Genomic DNA, 19,155 nt, shown 5'->3' on the forward strand with positions numbered 1-19,155 from the left:
CCTATCTAATTTACTCTTCATAGTTAAGTATAAAGGTAAATGCCCTTTACATAAACCATAAGTATTCAGATTTTTTGAACAAAAAAAGACCGCTATCGTTAGATCAACCCTTATCCATCAAGGATTTCCGATCACAATATCTATTAAAAATACAATAAATAGTAGTAGTTTGGTAGTTTTTAGAAAAAGGAATGTAGAAATATTGTAACAAACCTTATGAAATATTGTAACAATCCTTTCATGCACAACGAAAAGAGAGACCTATAATAAACACATAGAAACATTTTTAATGATTATAATTGTTCTTAAAAAATTTAATGAATCTTGGTGATGACAATGCAAGCAATAGGAAAAGGACACCCACACGCAATGGGACATCCACACGGAGTAAGCAAGGGCATTGATTATGATGTAAACCCCTTTATTGTAATTTGGGAAGTAACGCGCGCATGTGAGTTAAAGTGTGTACACTGCCGAGCTGATGCCCAGTTAACTCCAGATCCTCGTGAATTAACGCATGAAGAAGGAATTAATTTAATTGATCAAATTTATGAAATGGACAATCCAATGCTCGTTTTCTCAGGCGGAGATTGTATGATGAGAGAGGACCTTTTTGAGCTTGCAGATTATGCAGTTAAGAAAGGCATGCGAGTTTCGATGACACCAAGCGCAACCCCAAATGTTACGAAAGAAAGAATGGAACGTGCTAAAGATGTCGGCCTTTCCCGCTGGGGCTTTAGCCTTGACGCACCGACTGCTGAAATTCACGATAAATTCCGCGGCGTACCTGGTTCCTTTGACCTGACACTTGAAAAAATAAAATACTTAAATGAATTAAAAATGCCTTTACAAATAAATACTGTTATCTCTCGTTACAATTACGACCATCTTGAAGAAATGTCTAAACTAATTGAAGAGCTTGGCGCCGTCATGTGGTATATTTTCTTACTCGTTCCAACCGGACGAGGTCAAATTGATGCGTGTATCACACCTGCAGAGCATGAAAAAGTATTCCGTTGGTTGTACCAATTAAGTAAAATAGCTCCTTACGATATAAAAACAACTGCTGCACAACATTACCGTCGAGTTGTTTTACAAGAAAAAGCACGTGACCATGTTATTGAAAAAGGTGAAATTCGCTACGAAGACTCTATCACCACTGATTTTGCTTCGATGCACGATGGTTTAAAACGTGCACCAAAAGGTGTAAATGACGGAAATGGCTTTGTCTTCGTTAACCATATTGGAGATGTCATGCCAAGCGGCTTGCTGCCTATTGTCGGCGGAAATATCCGTGAAACCCCGTTAGCCGAAATTTATCGTGAAGCAAAAGTATTTAAAGACCTTAGACAGCCAGACAACTATAAGGGAAAATGCGGTGTATGTGAATACAACAAAATTTGTGGCGGATCTCGTTCAAGAACTTATGCCGTAACAGGAGACTATATGGAAAGCGAACCTTTCTGCGTTTATATCCCTCAAACAATGAGAAAAAAATCAGAACAAACTGTATAAGAAACTAAAGGCATCCCATTTGGAATGCCTTTATTATTCCACTAATCCTGTTTTGAAAATATCACCTTTTATCGTTATGATTATATATGTAGATCATTTTTAAATTCTGTAGAATGAATAAGGTGTTAAATATGATAAAAACCATTGCCGTTAACGAAAATTATCAATTGATTCATGATTTGAGCCCCACTGAGTTAGTCCAAGGTAATTATTTATGGTATTGGATTGATTTTGGGCAGCCCTCTCAAAGTGAAATTGAGGTTCTAAATGATCCCCTTCACTTTCACCCATTAGCAATCGAGGATTGTATCTTTACACTGCAGCGACCAAAGCTAGACTACTATGAGGATAATACTTTTTTTGTTACACAAGCTCTAAACCCACTCACCTTAACAAAAGAAGAAATTGATTTTTTCCTTGCAGAAAATTATATTGTTACCTTTCATCATAATCCATCAACTGAGATTGATGAAGTATGGGACAGATTATCTCTTTCATCAAAGGCTAGAAAGTGGAATCCATCACAAGTGTTATATCATGTCTTAGACAAAATGGTGGATAATTATTTCCCGCTTGTCTATCAAGTGGATGATACATTAAATGAATTAGATGAGAATTCTAAGGGGAGATCAATGGAGGCCTTATTAGAGGATCTTTTCGATACAAGACACCACCTTTTAGCTTTAAGACATACCGTTACACCAATGAGAGATTTGGTATATCGAATTATTAATTCACAACGGATGACCAAAATGCAGATAAAAATTGAGTATTTCTCTGATATCCATGATCATCTGTTAAAATTAACCGAAATGGTTGAAGCGAATCGAGAATTAGCGTCTGATATCCGAGATAGCTATATTTCTCTAAATTCACATCAAACAAACCATGTCATGAAGGTCCTTACTGTTATTACTACCCTTTTTATGCCTCTTACCTTTATCGCGGGAATATATGGGATGAACTTTCACTACATGCCTGAATTAACATGGAAATATGGTTATTTTTCCACTTTATTCTTAATGTTTTTAGTAGTATTAGGAATGTCTCTATGGTTTAAAAAGAAGGGATGGTTCAAATAAAAAAAAGACTAGGCCGCTTAGTCTTTTTTTCTGTTATTCCCAATTTTCGTACGTAACCGTACCCCCTGTTAAATCAATGGTATTCCGCTCACCCTTATAGTAAGTTCTTCCATCCTTTTCGAAAATATAATTCTCATAGGTAAAAACCTCTTTTCCATCTGGAAGATGGATGACAACTTGGGACCCCAGATTTTCTTCAGGTGATTCAATTTTTATTGTACTTAGATAATAATACCGAAACACGAAAAAACCCACGCTCAATATCATACACATTAAAATGAAAAAAAATGGTCCCTTCCAGGAAAATTGCTTCGTTTTTTGGTGATATAGTTCGAATCTGGTCATTTTTCTCCCCCATAAGCTATAAATTATTTAATAATTCCAAATTATTCCTTTTATACCCATTTTCAAAACCATTTATCCAACTTTTTTAAAATCCACACTTCCTAAACTATGCAAGGAACACGAAAAAGTTGCCGAATTTTGAATTCGATTGATTTTTCTATACAATGTTATAATAGGAAAGAGTGTAATTTTGAAGGGGGATTTAGCTTTGACAAACAAGAATACAGAGGAAACAATGAAATTACTGGTGGATTTAGTATCGATACCAAGTCCATCAGGGAATACCAATGAAGTCATTTCCTATGTTGAAAATTACCTGGCAGAATTAAAAGTTGAAACTAGAAGAAACCGTAAAGGTGGTCTTATTGCCACTATAGAAGGAAAGGATTCTAGGCAGCATCGTATGCTTACGGCACACGTAGATACTCTGGGGGCTATGGTAAAGGAAATTAAGTCTAACGGAAGACTGAAAATTGACTTGATTGGCGGCTTTAAGTTTAACTCGATTGAAGGTGAATATTGCCAAATCGAAACCAGCAGCGGAAAAAAAATAACGGGAACCATTCTTATGCATCAAACCTCTGTCCATGTATACAAGGACGCTGGAAAAGCTGAGCGCAACCAAGATAATATGGAAATCAGGATTGACGAAAAAGTACATAATGCAGAGGATATTAGAGCACTAGGAATTGAAGTTGGCGATTTCGTTTCCTTTGATCCGCGGGTAGAAGTAACTCCAAGCGGATTTATTAAATCGCGTCATTTAGATGATAAAGCAAGTGTAGCCATACTCCTTCAGTTAATTAAGCAAGTAAAAACTGAAAACATACAGCTGCCGTACACCACCCATTTCTTAATCTCGAACAATGAAGAAATCGGATATGGTGGTAATTCCAATATCACACCTGAAACCGTCGAGTACTTGGCCGTTGATATGGGGGCTATGGGCGATGGACAATCAACCGATGAATACACAGTTTCTATTTGTGTAAAGGATGCAAGTGGACCCTATCATTACGAACTTCGCAAGAATTTAATACGGCTTGCTGAAGAAAACAATATTGAGTACAAACTCGATATCTACCCCTTCTATGGATCGGATGCCTCAGCAGCCATTCGCGCTGGGCATGACATCGTACACGGGTTAATAGGTCCTGGAATCGATTCCTCCCATGCTTTTGAACGAACTCACGAATCATCGATTGAAAATACAGCAAAGCTTTTATTACATTACGTACAATCTAATCTAGTTTTTTAATATTTTAAAAGGAGATTCGGTATGTTTTCTAACATTGGTGTACCCGGATTAATCTTAATTCTAGTGCTTGCCTTAATTGTCTTTGGACCGAATAAACTGCCTGAAATTGGCCGTGCATTTGGTAAATCCATTCGTGAATTCAAGCGTGCTACAGATGGAATTACGAATGACATTAAGGAAGAATTTAAGGATGATCTAAAAGAGGCACAGAAAGAAAAGATTGAATTAAAAAAATAAAAAAATGCAAGCTGCACTGTTGCAGCTTGCATTTTTTATCTTCGCGATTTATCCGCAAAGTTTTGAAGTTGGTTTATTATTTTCTTCCTTGCTTTATCATTTCTCAATAGGTATGCTGCCCCTAGTGCAGCTGTGGTCATTAATAATCGATTTCTTGCCAAGTGATTCAACTCCACAATTCTATTCTGCTAACATGGTCTTTATCTTTTCATTATGTTGTTTAGACTGATCGAGAAGTTGATTTAATAATTCTGCTGCCCGCTTATCATTTTTCGTCTCTACTGCAGACTTTAGGTCATGGAAGGTTTTCCAATGACCCATTGCTTTCCCGCCGTGAGCTTTTTGAACAAATTCCTCTTTTGTTATTTTTCCTTCATCTAGCTGTTTCTTTAACTCTTGAATCTTCGTCATTTTTTCTTGCTTCCACTTTTCACGTTTCTCAGCATTTTCAGGACTTAACCACTTGTTTCTTAATTCCTTTTTCTCTGCTAATACCTTTGTCCATTCTGCTTTTTTATCAGGGGTATATTGATCCACCCATCCTAGCAGCCTTTGTTCACGCTCCGCCATTTTTGCCTGCCAGTCTTTGTGAGTATGCTCCTGTTTTTCACAATCACATTCTTCTGTTTCCTTCTCTCCATCTTTATCCTGAGAGCCTGGTACTGCTGGTTTTTCACTTCCACCTGGCGTTTGTACATTCGCAGATACAAAAACTGGCATCGCTAGTATTAATCCTAGCATGATCATCAACATTCTTTTTTTCATAGCTATTCTCCTTCTTTCTTGCTATATTCTTTAAATATTTAACCAGTTTTTAAATTGGCACGAATTTATCATTCCCTGTAAGTCGAAAAAAATTTACCAATTCGACAAATTTTAATGTTATATACTACTTGTTTCTTCATAGGGGATATCGTATTCTAAGAATATAGAAAATATGTGAAATTATTCACAATAATATAGAGCAAATCGCTCTATATTTTTTACAAGTTTTTGTGAAAGATTTCACAAAATTATCATAGATAGATAAACTTTTTTATAATTAGGGAGATGCATTAAAATGAGCAAACCAAAAATAGTGATCTTAGGAGCAGGTTACGGCGGTATTATCACAAGTAAGAAGTTAGAAAAGTTACTTAAGTCTGGTGAAGCAGACGTTGAATTAATTAATAAACATGAATACCACTACATCACGACTCAACTCCATAAAACTGGAGCAGGTACTGCTGCTGATCGTCAAATTGCGATGGAAATTCCTGAGTTAATAAATCCTCTAAAAACAAATTTTAAAAAAGGCAATGTTACTGGTGTTGATGTTTCCAAGCAAACAGTACACCTTGAGGGTGGCGAAACGGTAGAGTATGATTACCTATTAATCGCTTTAGGCTTTGATATTGAAACATTCGGGATTCCTGGTATTAAGGAACATGCTTTTGCCATCCGCAGCTTTAGAAGTACAAAAGCTATTTATAATCAAATTATTAGACAATTATCTCTTTATAAAGATGACAAAGATCCATCACGCCTGACGTTTGTTGTAGCTGGCGGCGGATTTACAGGAATCGAAATGTTAGGTGAATTAGCAGAGGGGCTTCCTAAGCTTTGTAAAAAATATGAAGTTCCTTATGAAGATGTAAAAATTGTTGCAGTAGAGGCTGCTGCATCTGTTATTCCGTTTTTCCCTAAGGAGTCCATCCAATATACAACTGAAGTGCTAGAAAAGTTTAATATTCAAATGTATACGGCAACCAAAATCTTAGAATGTACACCTGAGAAGGTTGTACTTGAAGATAATATCGAGATTCCAACTCGTACATTAATTTGGTCTTGTGGTGTGAAAGGCAATGAGATTGTTCAAAATTGCGGCTTACCGATTGTAAAAGGCAAACTCCCAGTTGACTCGTTCCTTCGAGTTAATGGTAGAAAAAACATCTTTAGTATTGGTGACTGTTCTTTATTCATGAAGGATGATAAAAATGCTCTCCCTCCAACAGCACAGGTTGCCCTGCAAGAAGCTGATGTTTGTGCGAAGAATATTGTTGCAGCATTAAGAGGAGGAAGCTTGAAAGCTTTTGAATATCACCATAAAGGATCTGTTGCATCAATTGGAACCTTTGCTGCAGTAGGGAAGGTTGGAAACTTTAGACTATCTGGATTATTTGGTGCTTTCATGAAACAAGTAATTGAAGCCCGCTATTTATTAAACCTTGGCGGACCTTCCCTCATCATTAAACAGCACTTTGGAGTAAGTAAAGAACCAGTAAAAATGACAGCAAATCAGTAAATGCTAAAACAATGGAAAAGGAATCCCTCTCCTTCTTCCCATTGATTAGAATATCCCTTGTTTATTTTGCGCCTTAATCCCCCCCAATATTAAGGCAAAGAGCTATTCCAAATACGCAGGAATAGCTCTTTTATTTTGATTTAATATACATCCTTTTTGGTAAATACAAAGAATGAAACAAATAATCCAATCGCCCACCACACAAGTAGAACCATCATTGAAAATGATAATGTCATCCCTTCGATTGGCGGCGGGTTACCATTCATATAATTTGTTAGCTTTAAATTCACCATAAAGAAATACTTAGCAGACTCCCATGACGAAACCATATTGCTAAGAATCGCTCCTGAAATTAGAGCAGCCAGCATAACACCCATGCCAGCAGCCGTACTGCGAATTAACACGGATAGCATGAAAGAAAGTGTCCCTACGACAATCGCTACAAACCAAACTAGTCCAAAATCCATTAATAGAAACTGCCATTGATTGATTAACTTCACACTGGCGGTATTTAAACCTGCATCACTCACAGTAAAACCAGTCAATACAGGGGCTCCCCAGCCTTTATAGCCAAATACCAATCCCGAAATACCATAAGAGAGGATTCCAGCTATCGCTACAATTAACGAAATGGCAAAAGTTAAAGTTATATATTTACTCAGCAGGACCTTCCACCTTTTAACGGGCCGCGTTAATAGTAACTTAATCGAGCCTTGACTATGCTCAGAGGACACAATATCACTTGCAATGACCATAACCATCAATGGTATAAATAGTTCAATTGAATTTTCCAAAAATATTCTCATAAACGTCGGAGCACCAGGCTCTGAGGGGTTTATGTCATGATCCAAATAATATTGATTTTGCTGCATGGCAATTTGCAGTTGTTTTTTCCATTCATCCGAAATACGGGCACTGCTAATTCGGTTTTGCTGGTCAATAATGGTTTGTTGGATCATCGTCCGCCAATCGTCGGTTCCTAATTTTTCTCTTTGTCTTTCAACCTCTTTATATTGGGCATAGGTAAACATTGCAACCAGGATACCAATGATAATTGCAATTACAATTAGACGTTTTTTGGCAATAAGCTTCATCATTTCATTTTGAATCAGTTTATTCAATGGAATCACTCCCGGTTAACTCGAGGAACAAATCTTCCAATACAGGCATTTTACGATTCATTTCAGTCACAGATACACCTGCTTCAACAAGCATCTTATTCCACTCTGCTGTTTTAATCTCATCATATTCCGTCGAAATGGAACCATCTTCTCTTTCTTCAATGGTTGTCACGGAATGTAAAACCTTCTTCCCCTCCTCTGCGGGATGGAAACGCCATACAACTCTTTCTCTATTTGATAACAAATTATGAACAGAATCCGTTTTAATCACGGAACCTCTAGAAATAATCGCCACTCGGTCGCACAGTAGTTGAATTTCACTTAATAGATGGCTGGATACAAGAACACTCAGTCCCTCCTCTTCGGCAAGGAACCGAATAAACTCCCTCATTTCTCTGATTCCAGCAGGATCCAGCCCATTCGTAGGTTCATCAAGAATTAATACCTTGGGTCTTCCTAATAGCGCCTGTGCAATCCCCAGTCTTTGTCTCATTCCAAGTGAATAGGTTTTTACTCTATCATGAATTCGATCTTTTAGACCGACGAGCTTCGTTACTTCGTTGATTCGCTCTTTGCCAATCCCATCAAGCATATTCGCAAAATGCAGCAGATTATCATAACCAGACAAATATGGATACAATTCAGGATTTTCAACAATACAGCCGAGATGTTTCATTGCTTCCTCGAAGTTTTCTTCAATGTTATAGCCGCCAATCTGAATGCTTCCTGAAGTAGGTTTGATTAATCCTACTAACATCCGGATGGTCGTCGTTTTACCGGCACCATTTGGACCTAAGAATCCAAATACCTCCCCTTCTTTTAAATCAAAGCTAATCCCTTTAATGATTTCTTTTTTACCGATTATTTTTTTCAAATTATGTACAGATAAAGTTATTTTCTCCATTTTCGACGTACTCCTTACCAGGTAAGCAATGAAGCCACTCGTTCAGCTATTAAACGGTACCCTTTTGTATTTGGATGAAACTTGTCAGTATATAGATAATCATTAACTTTTAACTCAAACAGATCAAATGTTGGTATAAATACAATCTTTGGGAAATTGGCACTTAATTCAGCACTCTGATAATTCCAATGACGAACTACATTTGACATCTCTTTTCCCTCTTCTAAGTCAATAAATGGGTTATATAGGCCAATGAAAAAAACATTTGCATTTGGATTACTGGTCCGAATCTGCTGAAAAGTAAAATTCATGTTTTCAAGGAACTTCTTCTCAATTTCATTAATGTCTTCCGGATTAAATTCGAATAAACCTTGTCCACCCCTGAACAAATCATTGCCGCCCATTGTCACTAAAACCATATCTGCTGATTGAATTTGCCGCTTAACTTCCGTTTGCTGAATTTGCTGCTTTAGCTGGTCAGAAACTTGTCCGCTAACGCCTAGATTCGTCAGCCGCACTTCCTGCTTTGTTTTTTCCTTTATTTCGTCCATAAGGACCCCAACATAGCCTTTTCCGGTTTCATCACCTGTTCCTCTTGTTAAGGAATCACCTATGGCAACAATATGCATTTCTTCTTTTTTGTCTGCTTTTTTTTCAATAACGGTTTTCTCTGGGATTTTATCGGGCTTGCCTGCATAATATTCGGCTACTGCCCATCCAAGTCCAACCAGCCAGAGGAGACAAAAAAATACTGATACCATGGTTACCAACCTTATGACATTCTTATTCAAAAAGCTTCATCCTTTCTGAGGATTTCTACCTTTTATTTAATCACAATTATTGGATGAATCAAACTTTCACCCCAGAAAAAAACCGATTTCCTAAACGGAAACCGGTTCTTTCTTCACACTTTCTTCTAAACTATCTTTTGGTCCGAAAAATTCAAAGTGAATTCTTTCATCATTTACCCCTACATTCTTTAAAGAAGTATTAATAGATTTCATAAATGGCAGTGGACCACAGAAATAGAAGTCTGCATCTAAACTTAATACATTTTTTACAAGCCACTCTTGTGTCACATATCCTTCAACATCAAAGGCATTGCTCTCACGATCTTCTTCAGTGGGTGAATCATAAAAGAAGAATGAATTTACATTGTCCTTTGAAGCTAGTGCTTCTACTTCTTCTCTTAGTGCATGGACATTTCCGTTTGCCGCTGCATGAATGAAAGTTACCTTTCTTTGAGGCTGCACTTCTACTACTGTTTTTAACATACTTAACATTGGAGTTAATCCTACACCGCCGCTTAATAGTACTACAGGTGTATTTTTTTCAACATCAAGGACAAAGTCTCCCGCTGGAGCACTTACATTTAGGATTTCGCCTTCTGTTATACCGTCATGTAAGTAATTTGATACCATTCCATCAGGGTTCGCTGTTCCTGCTTCACGTTTTACGCTGATGCGGTAATAATCTTTACCTGGAGCATCAGACAAGCTATATTGGCGGATATGTGTAAACTCCTCACCATCGATTTCAAGTTTAATGCTAATATATTGACCTGGTAGGAATTGAGCAATTTTCTTGTTATCCACTGGTTTTAAATAGAACGATGTAATAACGTCACTTTCTTTTACTTTACGATCAACTACAAAACTGCGGAAACCGTCCCATCCACCTTGTTGTTTTTCAGCTTCTTCATACATTTCAGCCTCAACACTGATAAAGGCATCTGCAATTACCCCATATGCCTCTCCCCAGGCATTGATAATCTCATCTGTAGCAGCATCACCCAGTACATCTTTAATCGCTAATAATAGATGTTTGCCGACAATCGGATAATGCTCAGGTTTAATTCCGAGACTTCTATGTTTATGGGCAATTTGTTTAACAACAGGGAGGATTGCTTCAAGGTTATCAATATATTGTGCCGCCGCATAGACTGTCCCCGCAAGCGCTCTTTGTTGTCTTCCCTGTTTTTGGTTTGCATGGTTAAAGATATTTAATAGTTCAGGATGATTCCCAAACATCATTTGATAAAATCGTGTTGTAATCGCTTCTCCGTGTTTTTCTAAAACAGGTACGGTTGATTTAATGATTCCGATTGTTTTTTGATTTAACAAAACGAACACTCCTTATGTGGTTATTACTATTTATATAGTGATTATATGAGTTATCACACAAAGAGTAAGTGATGTAAATCACACTCTATTATATTCGAATACTTTGTCCTAGAACTAAAGTACCTTTTTAGCCTTACAGAATTCCCTTCGTTTTTGCTTCTGCCAGCCATTCAGGAAACTCATTTAGCAGATTGTTATATAATTCTTCATAACCTCTTACTAATTAATAACTTTCTTTAATTATCTTGTTTTTGCAAAAACACAGGTATCTCTTGGTTTCTTTGTCCCTACTGTCAGACTATCATTTTTTAATATTCCCTCTAATGTAAATCCTAGTTTCTCAGGGATGGCTCTGCTTCTTGTATTTGTAGAATCACATCGTATTTCAACACGTTTTGCATGTAGTTCTGTAAAAGCAAAACTCGTGATGGCCTCAGCTGCCTCGGTAATATAACCCTTTCCAGAATGACGGGTATCAATCCAGTAGCCAATTTCAAATTTAGGTATATCCCAGTTTATTCGATGCAAACCTGATGAACCAATAAATTCACCAGTTACTTTATCTAGAAGATGTAATCTTAAATCTTCACGGGTAATAAACTTTGCAAAACTATCACGTATATTGGCTTCTACATCCTGCTCAGTTTGATTCATATGAGCCCATGGCATCCATGGCTTTAGTTCATTGAGTGATGCTTGTATGGCTTCGTATACCGCTTTACCATCACCTGGTAAGGGTTTTCGGATCAATAATCTATCGGCAGTAAACTCTTCTGGAAACTCTCTTAAAATTGGTTTCACTATGTCTCCCCCTTTAAAACTTTGGATCTTCATGAACTCTTACTAAGGATTTTTAATAAAAGACCCTTCCAAAAGGAAGAGTCTAAAATTCATATTAGTATGCTTTTGCCCAGTAAACCATTTTGTCAGCTTCTTTACCACAGCACACACATGTAGTAGAAACTTGTTCCTGTTCAAATGGAATACATCTAGAAGTGGCCGTCGTTTCTTCTTTGATTTTCTCCTCACATACGAGTTCACCACACCACATCGCTTTAATGAAGCCTGGTTTCGCTTCTAGCTTTTCCTTTAATTCAGGAAGCGTCACCGCCACAGATGTTCTTTCTTCACGGTGGTTCAAAGCTTTATTATATAAATTGGATTGGATATCATCGAGTAATTCTGCAAGCTTGGTTTCAAGTTCAGACAATGGAACAATTACTTTTTCCAATGTATCTCGTCTTACTAATACAACCTGCTTGTTTTCAATGTCTTTTGGTCCGACTTCCAAACGAACTGGAATCCCCTTCATTTCGTACTCATTGAATTTCCAGCCTGGCTTTTTATCGCTGGCGTCGATATTAACACGTGCTACTTTAGAAAGGGAATCCTTCAATTCATAAGCGAAATCAAGAACTCCTTCTTTATGCTGTGCGATTGGAACAATCATAACCTGAGTTGGCGCCGCTTTTGGAGGAATAACTAAACCGCGGTCGTCTCCATGAACCATAATTAACGCCCCAATGATTCTTGTTGTAAAGCCCCATGAGGTTTGGTGTACATACTGAAGCTTTCCTTCTTTATCGGTATATTGAATATTAAATGCTTCCGCAAAACCAGTTCCAAAGTGGTGAGACGTTCCGGATTGAAGTGCTTTACCATCATGCATTAAACTTTCAATGGTAAAAGTAGCCTTCGCTCCTGCAAATTTTTCTTTTTCCGTCTTCTGACCTTTTACTACTGGAATTGCAAGAATCTCTTCACAAATCGCTGCATATACATTCAGCATTTTGATGGTTTCTTCCATGGCGTCTTCATCGGTCGCATGTGCAGTATGACCTTCCTGCCATAAAAACTCTAATGTTCGTAAGAAAGGACGAGTCGTTTTTTCCCAGCGGACGACGTTTGCCCATTGATTATATAATTTTGGTAAATCTCTGTGAGAATGAATAATTTTACTATAATGCTCGCAAAAAAGAACCTCCGATGTTGGACGGACAACTAAACGCTCAGCCAATTCTTCAGAACCGCCATGTGTAACCCAAGCTACTTCAGGCGCAAATCCTTCCACATGATCCTTTTCCTTTTGCAATAAGCTTTCAGGAATAAACAGTGGCATATAGACATTTTCATGACCTGTTTCTTTGATTCGACGGTCTAATTCATTTTTTATATTATCCCAAAGGGCATACCCATAAGGACGGATAATCATTGATCCGCGAACACTTGAATAATCAATTAAGTCTGCTTTTGTTACTACATCGGTATACCATTGGGCGAAATCCTCGTCCATGCTGGTAACATCTTTTACAAATTCCTTTGCCATTTTGACACCTCATTATTTTTTTGAATATAAAAAGGCCTTGGCCCCAAAAAGGGACCAAGACCTGGCGATACCACCCTAAATTCATAAAGCAAATGCTTTATACTCTCGACATGATAACGGATTTTATCCGCATGTATCTTCAAAAAGAATCCGATACAGAACTCCGAGGCAGGTTCAAATGTCTGTCTTAAGAAACCTTCCACCAATGGTTTCCTCTCTTTGTAAGACCATCTACATTTTACTAACCCTCATCACAGTTTCAAATAGTATTTTTCAAAAATTATATATTTCAGATTCAAAAATGTCAAATATTATTATGGAAGATTATTCTGACATCCATTTCTCCATATCTTTATTCTTACCCACTATTTGGGTTACAATTATGTAAATGAGGTGATTTCCTTGAAAAATGAAGATAAGAATGAGATAGAACAGGAAGAAGAAGAAAAGCAATACTTACTTGAGCTCATGAAAATGCAAAATGAAGCCTTAAAAAGAATTTACAAAAACACATTAGATCATGAAAAGAAAGAATAATCCACTATTTAACCGGACGTTACTGACGTCTTTTTTATTTTCCTCTAAGTTTCATTAAACGTTCATAAAAGCCTCTAAAAATACAATCCATTACATTTATAATGTACATATGTTGTTTATTAACTTTAGGGAGTTTTTTAAATGTATATGTTGTCGATATTCACAATAGTGATTATGAGTTTAATGACAGGGTCTTCTATTTTCCTTTTACATCGGAACAAAAATAAACTAGCTAACTTATCTGGACTGGTAATCGTAATGGTACTAACCCTGATGAGTGGTCTATTAGCTGGGTATATTAGCGGAATTCTATCAGGAGAATTATTTTTCCCTGTTGGATTGGGTACGTTAATAGGTTTTATTCTTGGCTTTATCGCTGGTCAACCGATAGGAATCCTTGCCATTTTAACGGGGTCAGCAACTGGGGTCGTGAGTGGAATAATGGGTGCTCTTTTGGGAGCAATTCTTCAGTTCGATAATCCTACTATCATATTAGGTATTTTATTAGGTGTGTATGCAATCATTCTTGGTCTTGTCCTATTATTTATCATCGTAGACTCTAATGGAAAACTTACACTTGATACAAAAGGAATTTCACCATTTAATATCTTATCAGGCGGGTTAGTACTCATTGCCTTATTCTTGTTTTTGTATAGTAGTGATTTGGTTAAGATTCCTGGTGAGAGCGAAGCAGCACAAACACAAGAGAATACTACAACTACCACACCAAAACAGACAGAACTAGATATTACGAAGGAAACCAATCCAAAAATTGAAATGATGGTTACACCAACTGGCTACACTCCAAATGTTATTAAAGTAAAAAAAGGCGTGCCTGTAGAATTAAATATAACAAATCCTGGTGATAATAGCTGCTTCTCTACCTTCATGATGCCTGATTTTGATTTAAATAATGTTAACCTAAAGGCAGGTACAACAAAGTTAACCTTTACACCTGACAAAGAGGGTGAATACACCTTTAACTGTGGAATGAATATGTTTAAAGGAACCGTTATTGTTGAATAACCTTTAAAAGCAGCTCGCTGAAAACCTTCAGCGAGCTGCTTTTTTACATATGTGTTGAATGATGTTCTACAACATTATCGTTATTTTTTCTAAACGGCCACCAGTTTGCTGCCCCAAATGTTTTTACCATGACTGGAACAAACAATGGTAAGATCACGAGTGCATAAAGTGAGAGTCCTATTAGGAGGATAGCCGCAATTTGGAGCAAGGATAAAACACCTGCCGGCATCATCGCAGCGAATGTACCTCCTAAAATGATGGCTGCAGAGATAATAACGGTTCCCATCTTTTTCATAGCGATAAGGATTGCTTGTTCTACTGGCATATGTTTAAATTCGTTAAATCGGTCCATTAAGAAAATACTATAATCAATGCCGAGCGCTATTAAGATAACAAATGCAAAAAATGGAACAGCCCAGCTAATGCCTGAATAACCCAGCCAATTAACAAAGATGACCTCTGCTAATGCCATAGAAGTATAGTAGGTTAATATTAATGACCCTATCAAATATAGCGGCATAATGATGGAACGGAATAGAATGATTAGAATAAACGTAATCCCTATTAGCATCAGCACCACTGTCCGTGAGTAATCCGCTTGTGAAATATTATCAAGGTCATGGTGCATACTTGATACCCCACCCACTGCTACTTCTGCGTTTTCAAGCTTCGTATCCTTTACCACCCGTTCCACAGTTGCCTTAATTTCCGGAACTGTGTTTAGGGCTTCGTTAGAGTACGGATTTATACTAAATACTACGTCAATCGTCATTACCTTGTGATCCTTTGACATATAGGTATCTAAAACTTGTTCGAAGTCTTTGCTGTTTAGGACCTCTTGTGGGATATAAAAACCATTTTTCTCTTGGCTGCCCACTCCAGCTAGATACTCTTCAGCAGACTCCAAACCATCAGATACTTGATTTAATCCCTCAGCACTTTGCGTCAATCCATCTGTCAACTGGGTAATTTGACCACCTAAGTCTTGAAAACCTGTCAAAATCTGCTGCTGACCATTATTAACACCACTTAAACCATTTGAAAATTGAGGAAGTCCATCCACAATTTGACCTTGGCCATTTCCCATTGTGTAAAGTCCTGATTCAATTTCTGTTAAACCTTTTAAAAGGTCTTCCATTCCTTTTACGAGAGCTTCCTGACCCGCAATAGCTTCTGAGAATTTACCATTAGCAAAACTAATACCATCCTGTGCACCTTTTAACCCAGCATTTAACTGATTCAATGTTCCCGCTAATTCTGCTGTTGCTGCCTGAGAACCTTGAATGGTCATTTTAATAGCTTTATAGTTAGCATTTTCCTCAATACCACTATATTGACTTTCTAAATTAGTAAAATATTGATTTGTTGCCGCTAAGGTATCGTGTAATCCACTAACCCCCTTTGCTACTTGTTCGTAGTTTCCGGCAAGAGCCTTAATGCCGCCCTCTGCTTGTTTGTAACCTTCAAGCAATTGTTTGCTGCCTGCTAATACCTTGGCAGACTCAGATTTAACAACTGTTAAGCCTTCTTTTATTTGAGTAGTACCGGTTGCACCTTGTTTTAAACCTTCTTCAATTTTAGCAAGGTTCTCTTGAATACTTCCCATACTAGACTGTAACTGGTTCGTACCATTAATTAATTGGCTAATTCCATCTACAGCTTCTTCCATTTTAGGCTGGTTGGCTTCAAGCTGGTCTCCTGCCTCGGCAAGACCACTGCTAATCTTCTGAATTCCTTCATTCCCTTGGCCAAGTCCATCACCTAGACTTTTTACTTGTTCAGATATATATAAATCATCAATGGTTTCTCCTGTTGGACGTGTCACAGAACGTACCGAATCTACATCACTAATTTTATTAAGTTCCTGGCTTATTTTTTCAGTAATAGAAATGTATTCTGAAGTATTCATTTCATCATCATTTTTAATGACAATTTGAGTAGGCATTGATTCACCTGGACCGAAGCCATCGGAAATGATATTAAATCCTTTGATAGAATTAAATTCATCACCTATCTCTTCTAAAGAGTTAAAAGATAAATCTCCATCGTAGGTAAATAAAGCTGGAATTGAAATAGCTGCCACAATGAGTAAGGCAATTAATGGACGTGCTAGAGCAAAACTACCAACAAATCCCCAAAATTTACTTTCCCCATGTTCAAGCTTACCCTTCGATGGCCAGAAAAGTATCTTTCCTAACACCGCCATAAAAAATGGAACAACAGTAAATAGGGCGAGTAACAATAACGCTACACCAATTGCAACCGCTGCTGCTGATTGATAAAGTACAAAGGTTGAAAAACCAATCGAAGCAAATCCAATCATTACGGCTAATCCACTAAAGAAAACCGTCTTCCCGGCATTGCGATAGGTGATGACAATTGCCTCTATTACATTATCATTTTTAGACATTTCCTCTTTAAAACGACTAAGCAGCAAAATACAATAGTCTGTACCAATCCCAAACAAGACTGCTACCAAGAAGATTTGCGTAAAGGTTGATAACGGAAAATTCACTTTATCTACTAAAATACCGACAATCGATTGTGCAGCCAAATAGCTGAATCCTACCGTAACTAATGGAATAATTGGAGCAATAGCTGATTTAAACACTAGTAAAAGGACGATTAATATGAACACAACCGTGATACCTTCTGTTTTCTTCAGACCTTCTTGTGAGTTTGTTACAAGGTCCTCAGCAATTAACCAGTTCCCCGTATAATAGTATTCTAACTCTACATCTTCAAGTGCATCATATAAGTCTTTCGATATTTCTTTTCCTTCACGGTTATTTGCTATGACATTTACAGAAACAAGAATGGTTTTACCATCCTCAGATACAAGCTGTTCCTTTAATTCTTCTTGATTAAAATGAGTTAGAATCGAAGTGATACCAAGTTCTTCCTTATTCTTTTCAAGAATGTTAACTGCTTTTTCTGCTTTAGCAAAGTCTTCTTTCATTAACTTCTTATCACTATGAAAGACTAATGCTGTTTGCAGCTCATTCCCGCTATTTTCACTCGACTGGACATCTTCCAAAATCTTTTCAGCGAGAGTAGAAGAATAGCCTTCTGGAACGTTAATTTGCCCTTTTTCACGGACAAGGTTTTCCATATTTGGTGCAGCTATAAAAAGCACAGCAATCAGGGCTATCCACGAAATGAGGATAAACCATTTACCTTTAATAATTGCTCTCACGTTTTATTCCCCCATTTCTTCCTTTTTCATGTTGGTTAATATCAGGGCTAATTTTTCATAGGTATTTATAAAATTAGTAATTTCTGTTTCATCAAATTTGGTGATAATTGTCTCAACTAAAAGATGTACCTTTTCTTGTGTCTTTTGAAGCAGTTCTTTTCCTTTTTCACTTAAGGTTAGATAAACCACTCTTCTGTCGTTTTCATCACGTGTTCTATCGATTAAACCTCTATCTGCCAACCGGTTAATGATTGCAGTGATTGCACTTTTATTGACACCAAAGGCTTCTGCCAATTCAGACGACGTGCACTCGTTTGATTTCTGAATGTATCCGATAATATAATGTTGATCAATCGTTAGGTCTTCTTCAATCTGATTTTTAATCAATGACTCTGCTTTCTTATTAACATCAAAAGAAACGGACACATATCGGTCGATTAGTTCCTGAATTGTCTTTTTATCCATTGTCCATTTCACCTCACCTCAAAATTAGTTAAACTGTTAAACTATTCACCTGTTTAACTATATGACACGTCGTAAAAGGTGTCAATAAAAAAAGGTCAGCTAATTGCTGACCTTTTTTCATATTTTGCATTATTATTTTTCAGTTTATTCTTTGGGGTATAGAATCTCATCGATAATTCCATATTCTTTGGCTTCTTCGGCACTCATAAAGTAATCTCGATCTGTGTCTTTTGCTACTTTTTCAACGGTTTGACCCGTTCTATCGGCAATGATTTGATTTATATGTTCTCTTAACTTTAGGATGCGTCTTGCAGAGATTTCTATTTCTGTTGCCTGCCCTCTAACGCCTCCAAGTGGCTGATGAATCATAATTTCACTATTTGGAAGAGCATAACGTTTTCCTTTTGTACCGGCGAGCAGCAGCATCGCTCCAAAGGATGCTGCCATCCCTGTACAAATGGTACGAACCTCTGGCTTAATGTATTGCATGGTATCATAGATAGCAAATCCTGCTGAAGTGGAGCCTCCTGGGCTATTTATATAAAGAGAAATTTCTTTATCGGGTGCGTCCGCTGCTAAAAATAATAATTGAGCGACAACACTGTTCGCTACATGATCATTAATTTCATCACCAATGATAATGATACGATCCTTTAACAGACGAGAATAAATATCATACGACCGTTCACCACGGTTAGATTGTTCAATAACATAAGGAATAGTACTCATTTTAAAT

At 37.2% G+C, this 19,155-nt stretch carries 19 protein-coding genes and 1 other annotated feature; of the genes, 7 read left to right on the forward strand and 12 right to left on the reverse strand.

From position 1 onward, the window contains the following. The first annotated feature begins 336 nt into the window (after nt 1-336). On the forward strand, nt 337-1,515 hold the full coding sequence (locus MLOOGBEN_RS12950) for a TIGR04053 family radical SAM/SPASM domain-containing protein (RefSeq protein WP_179158669.1): 1,179 nt from the start codon (nt 337-339) through the stop codon (nt 1,513-1,515). 131 nt (nt 1,516-1,646) lie between these two features. Next, on the forward strand, nt 1,647-2,597 hold the full coding sequence (gene corA, locus MLOOGBEN_RS12955) for a magnesium/cobalt transporter CorA (protein ID WP_179158670.1): 951 nt from the start codon (nt 1,647-1,649) through the stop codon (nt 2,595-2,597). A gap of 33 nt (nt 2,598-2,630) precedes the next feature. Here the strand turns inward: corA and MLOOGBEN_RS12960 are convergent, their stop codons facing one another. Further along, nucleotides 2,631-2,864, reverse strand: a complete 234-nt coding sequence (locus MLOOGBEN_RS12960; protein WP_256989070.1) for a hypothetical protein — start codon at nt 2,862-2,864, stop codon at nt 2,631-2,633. Nucleotides 2,865-3,177: 313 nt separating this feature from the next. On the opposite strand from MLOOGBEN_RS12960, the gene MLOOGBEN_RS12965 reads away from it, so the two are divergent. Together MLOOGBEN_RS12965 and tatA are read left to right on the forward strand one after the other, a co-directional pair. Next, entirely contained in the window at nt 3,178-4,200 is a 1,023-nt protein-coding gene (locus tag MLOOGBEN_RS12965; protein ID WP_179158787.1) for a M42 family metallopeptidase, read from the forward strand. 21 nt (nt 4,201-4,221) lie between these two features. Next, the gene (gene tatA / locus MLOOGBEN_RS12970; RefSeq protein WP_179158672.1) at nt 4,222-4,437 is read left to right on the forward strand and encodes a twin-arginine translocase TatA/TatE family subunit; all 216 of its coding nucleotides are present in this window, start codon (nt 4,222-4,224) and stop codon (nt 4,435-4,437) included. 35 nt (nt 4,438-4,472) lie between these two features. On the opposite strand, the gene MLOOGBEN_RS29225 is transcribed toward tatA, so the two are convergent. Both MLOOGBEN_RS29225 and MLOOGBEN_RS12975 read right to left on the reverse strand, forming a co-directional pair. Further along, nucleotides 4,473-4,598: a hypothetical protein gene (locus tag MLOOGBEN_RS29225; RefSeq protein WP_256989071.1), complete on the reverse strand. Its 126-nt coding sequence runs from the start codon at nt 4,596-4,598 to the stop codon at nt 4,473-4,475. A gap of 19 nt (nt 4,599-4,617) precedes the next feature. Continuing rightward, nucleotides 4,618-5,202, reverse strand: a complete 585-nt coding sequence (locus MLOOGBEN_RS12975) for a hypothetical protein (RefSeq protein ID WP_179158673.1) — start codon at nt 5,200-5,202, stop codon at nt 4,618-4,620. 295 nt (nt 5,203-5,497) lie between these two features. Between MLOOGBEN_RS12975 and MLOOGBEN_RS12980 the strand changes: the two genes are divergently transcribed. Beyond that, a complete protein-coding gene (locus MLOOGBEN_RS12980) occupies nt 5,498-6,721 on the forward strand; it encodes an NAD(P)/FAD-dependent oxidoreductase (RefSeq protein ID WP_179158674.1) in 1,224 nt (407 codons plus the stop codon). Between the two features lie 140 nt (nt 6,722-6,861). Here the strand turns inward: MLOOGBEN_RS12980 and MLOOGBEN_RS12985 are convergent, their stop codons facing one another. From MLOOGBEN_RS12985 to proS, 6 genes are all read right to left on the reverse strand, one after another. After that, complete coding sequence (locus MLOOGBEN_RS12985; protein ID WP_179158675.1) at nt 6,862-7,842, reverse strand: ABC transporter permease; 981 nt, start codon at nt 7,840-7,842, stop codon at nt 6,862-6,864. Then, the gene (locus MLOOGBEN_RS12990) at nt 7,835-8,746 is read right to left on the reverse strand and encodes an ABC transporter ATP-binding protein (protein WP_179158676.1); all 912 of its coding nucleotides are present in this window, start codon (nt 8,744-8,746) and stop codon (nt 7,835-7,837) included. The genes MLOOGBEN_RS12985 and MLOOGBEN_RS12990 overlap by 8 nt, the downstream gene beginning before the upstream one ends. A 14-nt stretch (nt 8,747-8,760) precedes the next feature. Next, a complete protein-coding gene (locus MLOOGBEN_RS12995) occupies nt 8,761-9,537 on the reverse strand; it encodes an SGNH/GDSL hydrolase family protein (RefSeq protein ID WP_256989072.1) in 777 nt (258 codons plus the stop codon). Between the two features lie 90 nt (nt 9,538-9,627). Then, nucleotides 9,628-10,869 carry an NO-inducible flavohemoprotein gene (gene hmpA, locus MLOOGBEN_RS13000; protein WP_179158677.1) on the reverse strand — a complete coding sequence of 414 codons (1,242 nt, stop codon included), beginning with the start codon at nt 10,867-10,869 and terminating at the stop codon, nt 9,628-9,630. 240 nt (nt 10,870-11,109) lie between these two features. Next, on the reverse strand, nt 11,110-11,670 hold the full coding sequence (locus MLOOGBEN_RS13005; protein WP_179158678.1) for a GNAT family N-acetyltransferase: 561 nt from the start codon (nt 11,668-11,670) through the stop codon (nt 11,110-11,112). A 94-nt stretch (nt 11,671-11,764) separates the two neighbouring features. Beyond that, entirely contained in the window at nt 11,765-13,195 is a 1,431-nt protein-coding gene (proS, locus tag MLOOGBEN_RS13010) for a proline--tRNA ligase (protein WP_179158679.1), read from the reverse strand. Between the two features lie 46 nt (nt 13,196-13,241). Further along, nucleotides 13,242-13,459 (reverse strand) — a binding site (T-box leader). A 138-nt stretch (nt 13,460-13,597) separates the two neighbouring features. Between proS and MLOOGBEN_RS29230 the strand changes: the two genes are divergently transcribed. Both MLOOGBEN_RS29230 and MLOOGBEN_RS13015 read left to right on the forward strand, forming a co-directional pair. Then, nucleotides 13,598-13,732, forward strand: a complete 135-nt coding sequence (locus MLOOGBEN_RS29230; protein WP_256989073.1) for a hypothetical protein — start codon at nt 13,598-13,600, stop codon at nt 13,730-13,732. 141 nt (nt 13,733-13,873) lie between these two features. Beyond that, entirely contained in the window at nt 13,874-14,758 is an 885-nt protein-coding gene (locus tag MLOOGBEN_RS13015) for a cupredoxin domain-containing protein (protein WP_179158680.1), read from the forward strand. 43 nt (nt 14,759-14,801) lie between these two features. Here the strand turns inward: MLOOGBEN_RS13015 and MLOOGBEN_RS13020 are convergent, their stop codons facing one another. From MLOOGBEN_RS13020 to clpP, 3 genes are all read right to left on the reverse strand, one after another. Further along, on the reverse strand, nt 14,802-17,954 hold the full coding sequence (locus tag MLOOGBEN_RS13020; protein ID WP_179158681.1) for an MMPL family transporter: 3,153 nt from the start codon (nt 17,952-17,954) through the stop codon (nt 14,802-14,804). A gap of 3 nt (nt 17,955-17,957) precedes the next feature. Continuing rightward, nucleotides 17,958-18,419, reverse strand: coding sequence for a MarR family winged helix-turn-helix transcriptional regulator (locus MLOOGBEN_RS13025; protein WP_179158682.1), 462 nt, complete (start codon nt 18,417-18,419; stop codon nt 17,958-17,960). 144 nt (nt 18,420-18,563) lie between these two features. Then, nucleotides 18,564-19,148 (reverse strand): ATP-dependent Clp endopeptidase proteolytic subunit ClpP, encoded by a 585-nt coding sequence (gene clpP, locus MLOOGBEN_RS13030; RefSeq protein ID WP_179158683.1) that lies wholly within the window; start codon nt 19,146-19,148, stop codon nt 18,564-18,566. Nucleotides 19,149-19,155: the final 7 nt, after the last annotated feature.

Source organism: Bacillus sp. EB106-08-02-XG196, from assembly GCF_013396335.1.
Classification (GTDB): domain Bacteria; phylum Bacillota; class Bacilli; order Bacillales; family Cytobacillaceae; genus Neobacillus.

Coding starts and splice junctions, on each gene's coding strand:
- MLOOGBEN_RS12950 (WP_179158669.1), top strand. CDS start 337: ATGCAAGCAATAGGAAAAGGACACCCACACGCAATGGGACATCCACAC.
- corA (WP_179158670.1), top strand. CDS start 1,647: ATGATAAAAACCATTGCCGTTAACGAAAATTATCAATTGATTCATGAT.
- MLOOGBEN_RS12960 (WP_256989070.1), bottom strand. CDS start 2,864: ATGATATTGAGCGTGGGTTTTTTCGTGTTTCGGTATTATTATCTAAGT.
- MLOOGBEN_RS12965 (WP_179158787.1), top strand. CDS start 3,178: ATGAAATTACTGGTGGATTTAGTATCGATACCAAGTCCATCAGGGAAT.
- tatA (WP_179158672.1), top strand. CDS start 4,222: ATGTTTTCTAACATTGGTGTACCCGGATTAATCTTAATTCTAGTGCTT.
- MLOOGBEN_RS12975 (WP_179158673.1), bottom strand. CDS start 5,202: ATGAAAAAAAGAATGTTGATGATCATGCTAGGATTAATACTAGCGATG.
- MLOOGBEN_RS12980 (WP_179158674.1), top strand. CDS start 5,498: ATGAGCAAACCAAAAATAGTGATCTTAGGAGCAGGTTACGGCGGTATT.
- MLOOGBEN_RS12990 (WP_179158676.1), bottom strand. CDS start 8,746: ATGGAGAAAATAACTTTATCTGTACATAATTTGAAAAAAATAATCGGT.
- proS (WP_179158679.1), bottom strand. CDS start 13,195: ATGGCAAAGGAATTTGTAAAAGATGTTACCAGCATGGACGAGGATTTC.
- MLOOGBEN_RS13015 (WP_179158680.1), top strand. CDS start 13,874: ATGTATATGTTGTCGATATTCACAATAGTGATTATGAGTTTAATGACA.
- MLOOGBEN_RS13025 (WP_179158682.1), bottom strand. CDS start 18,419: ATGGATAAAAAGACAATTCAGGAACTAATCGACCGATATGTGTCCGTT.
- clpP (WP_179158683.1), bottom strand. CDS start 19,148: ATGAGTACTATTCCTTATGTTATTGAACAATCTAACCGTGGTGAACGG.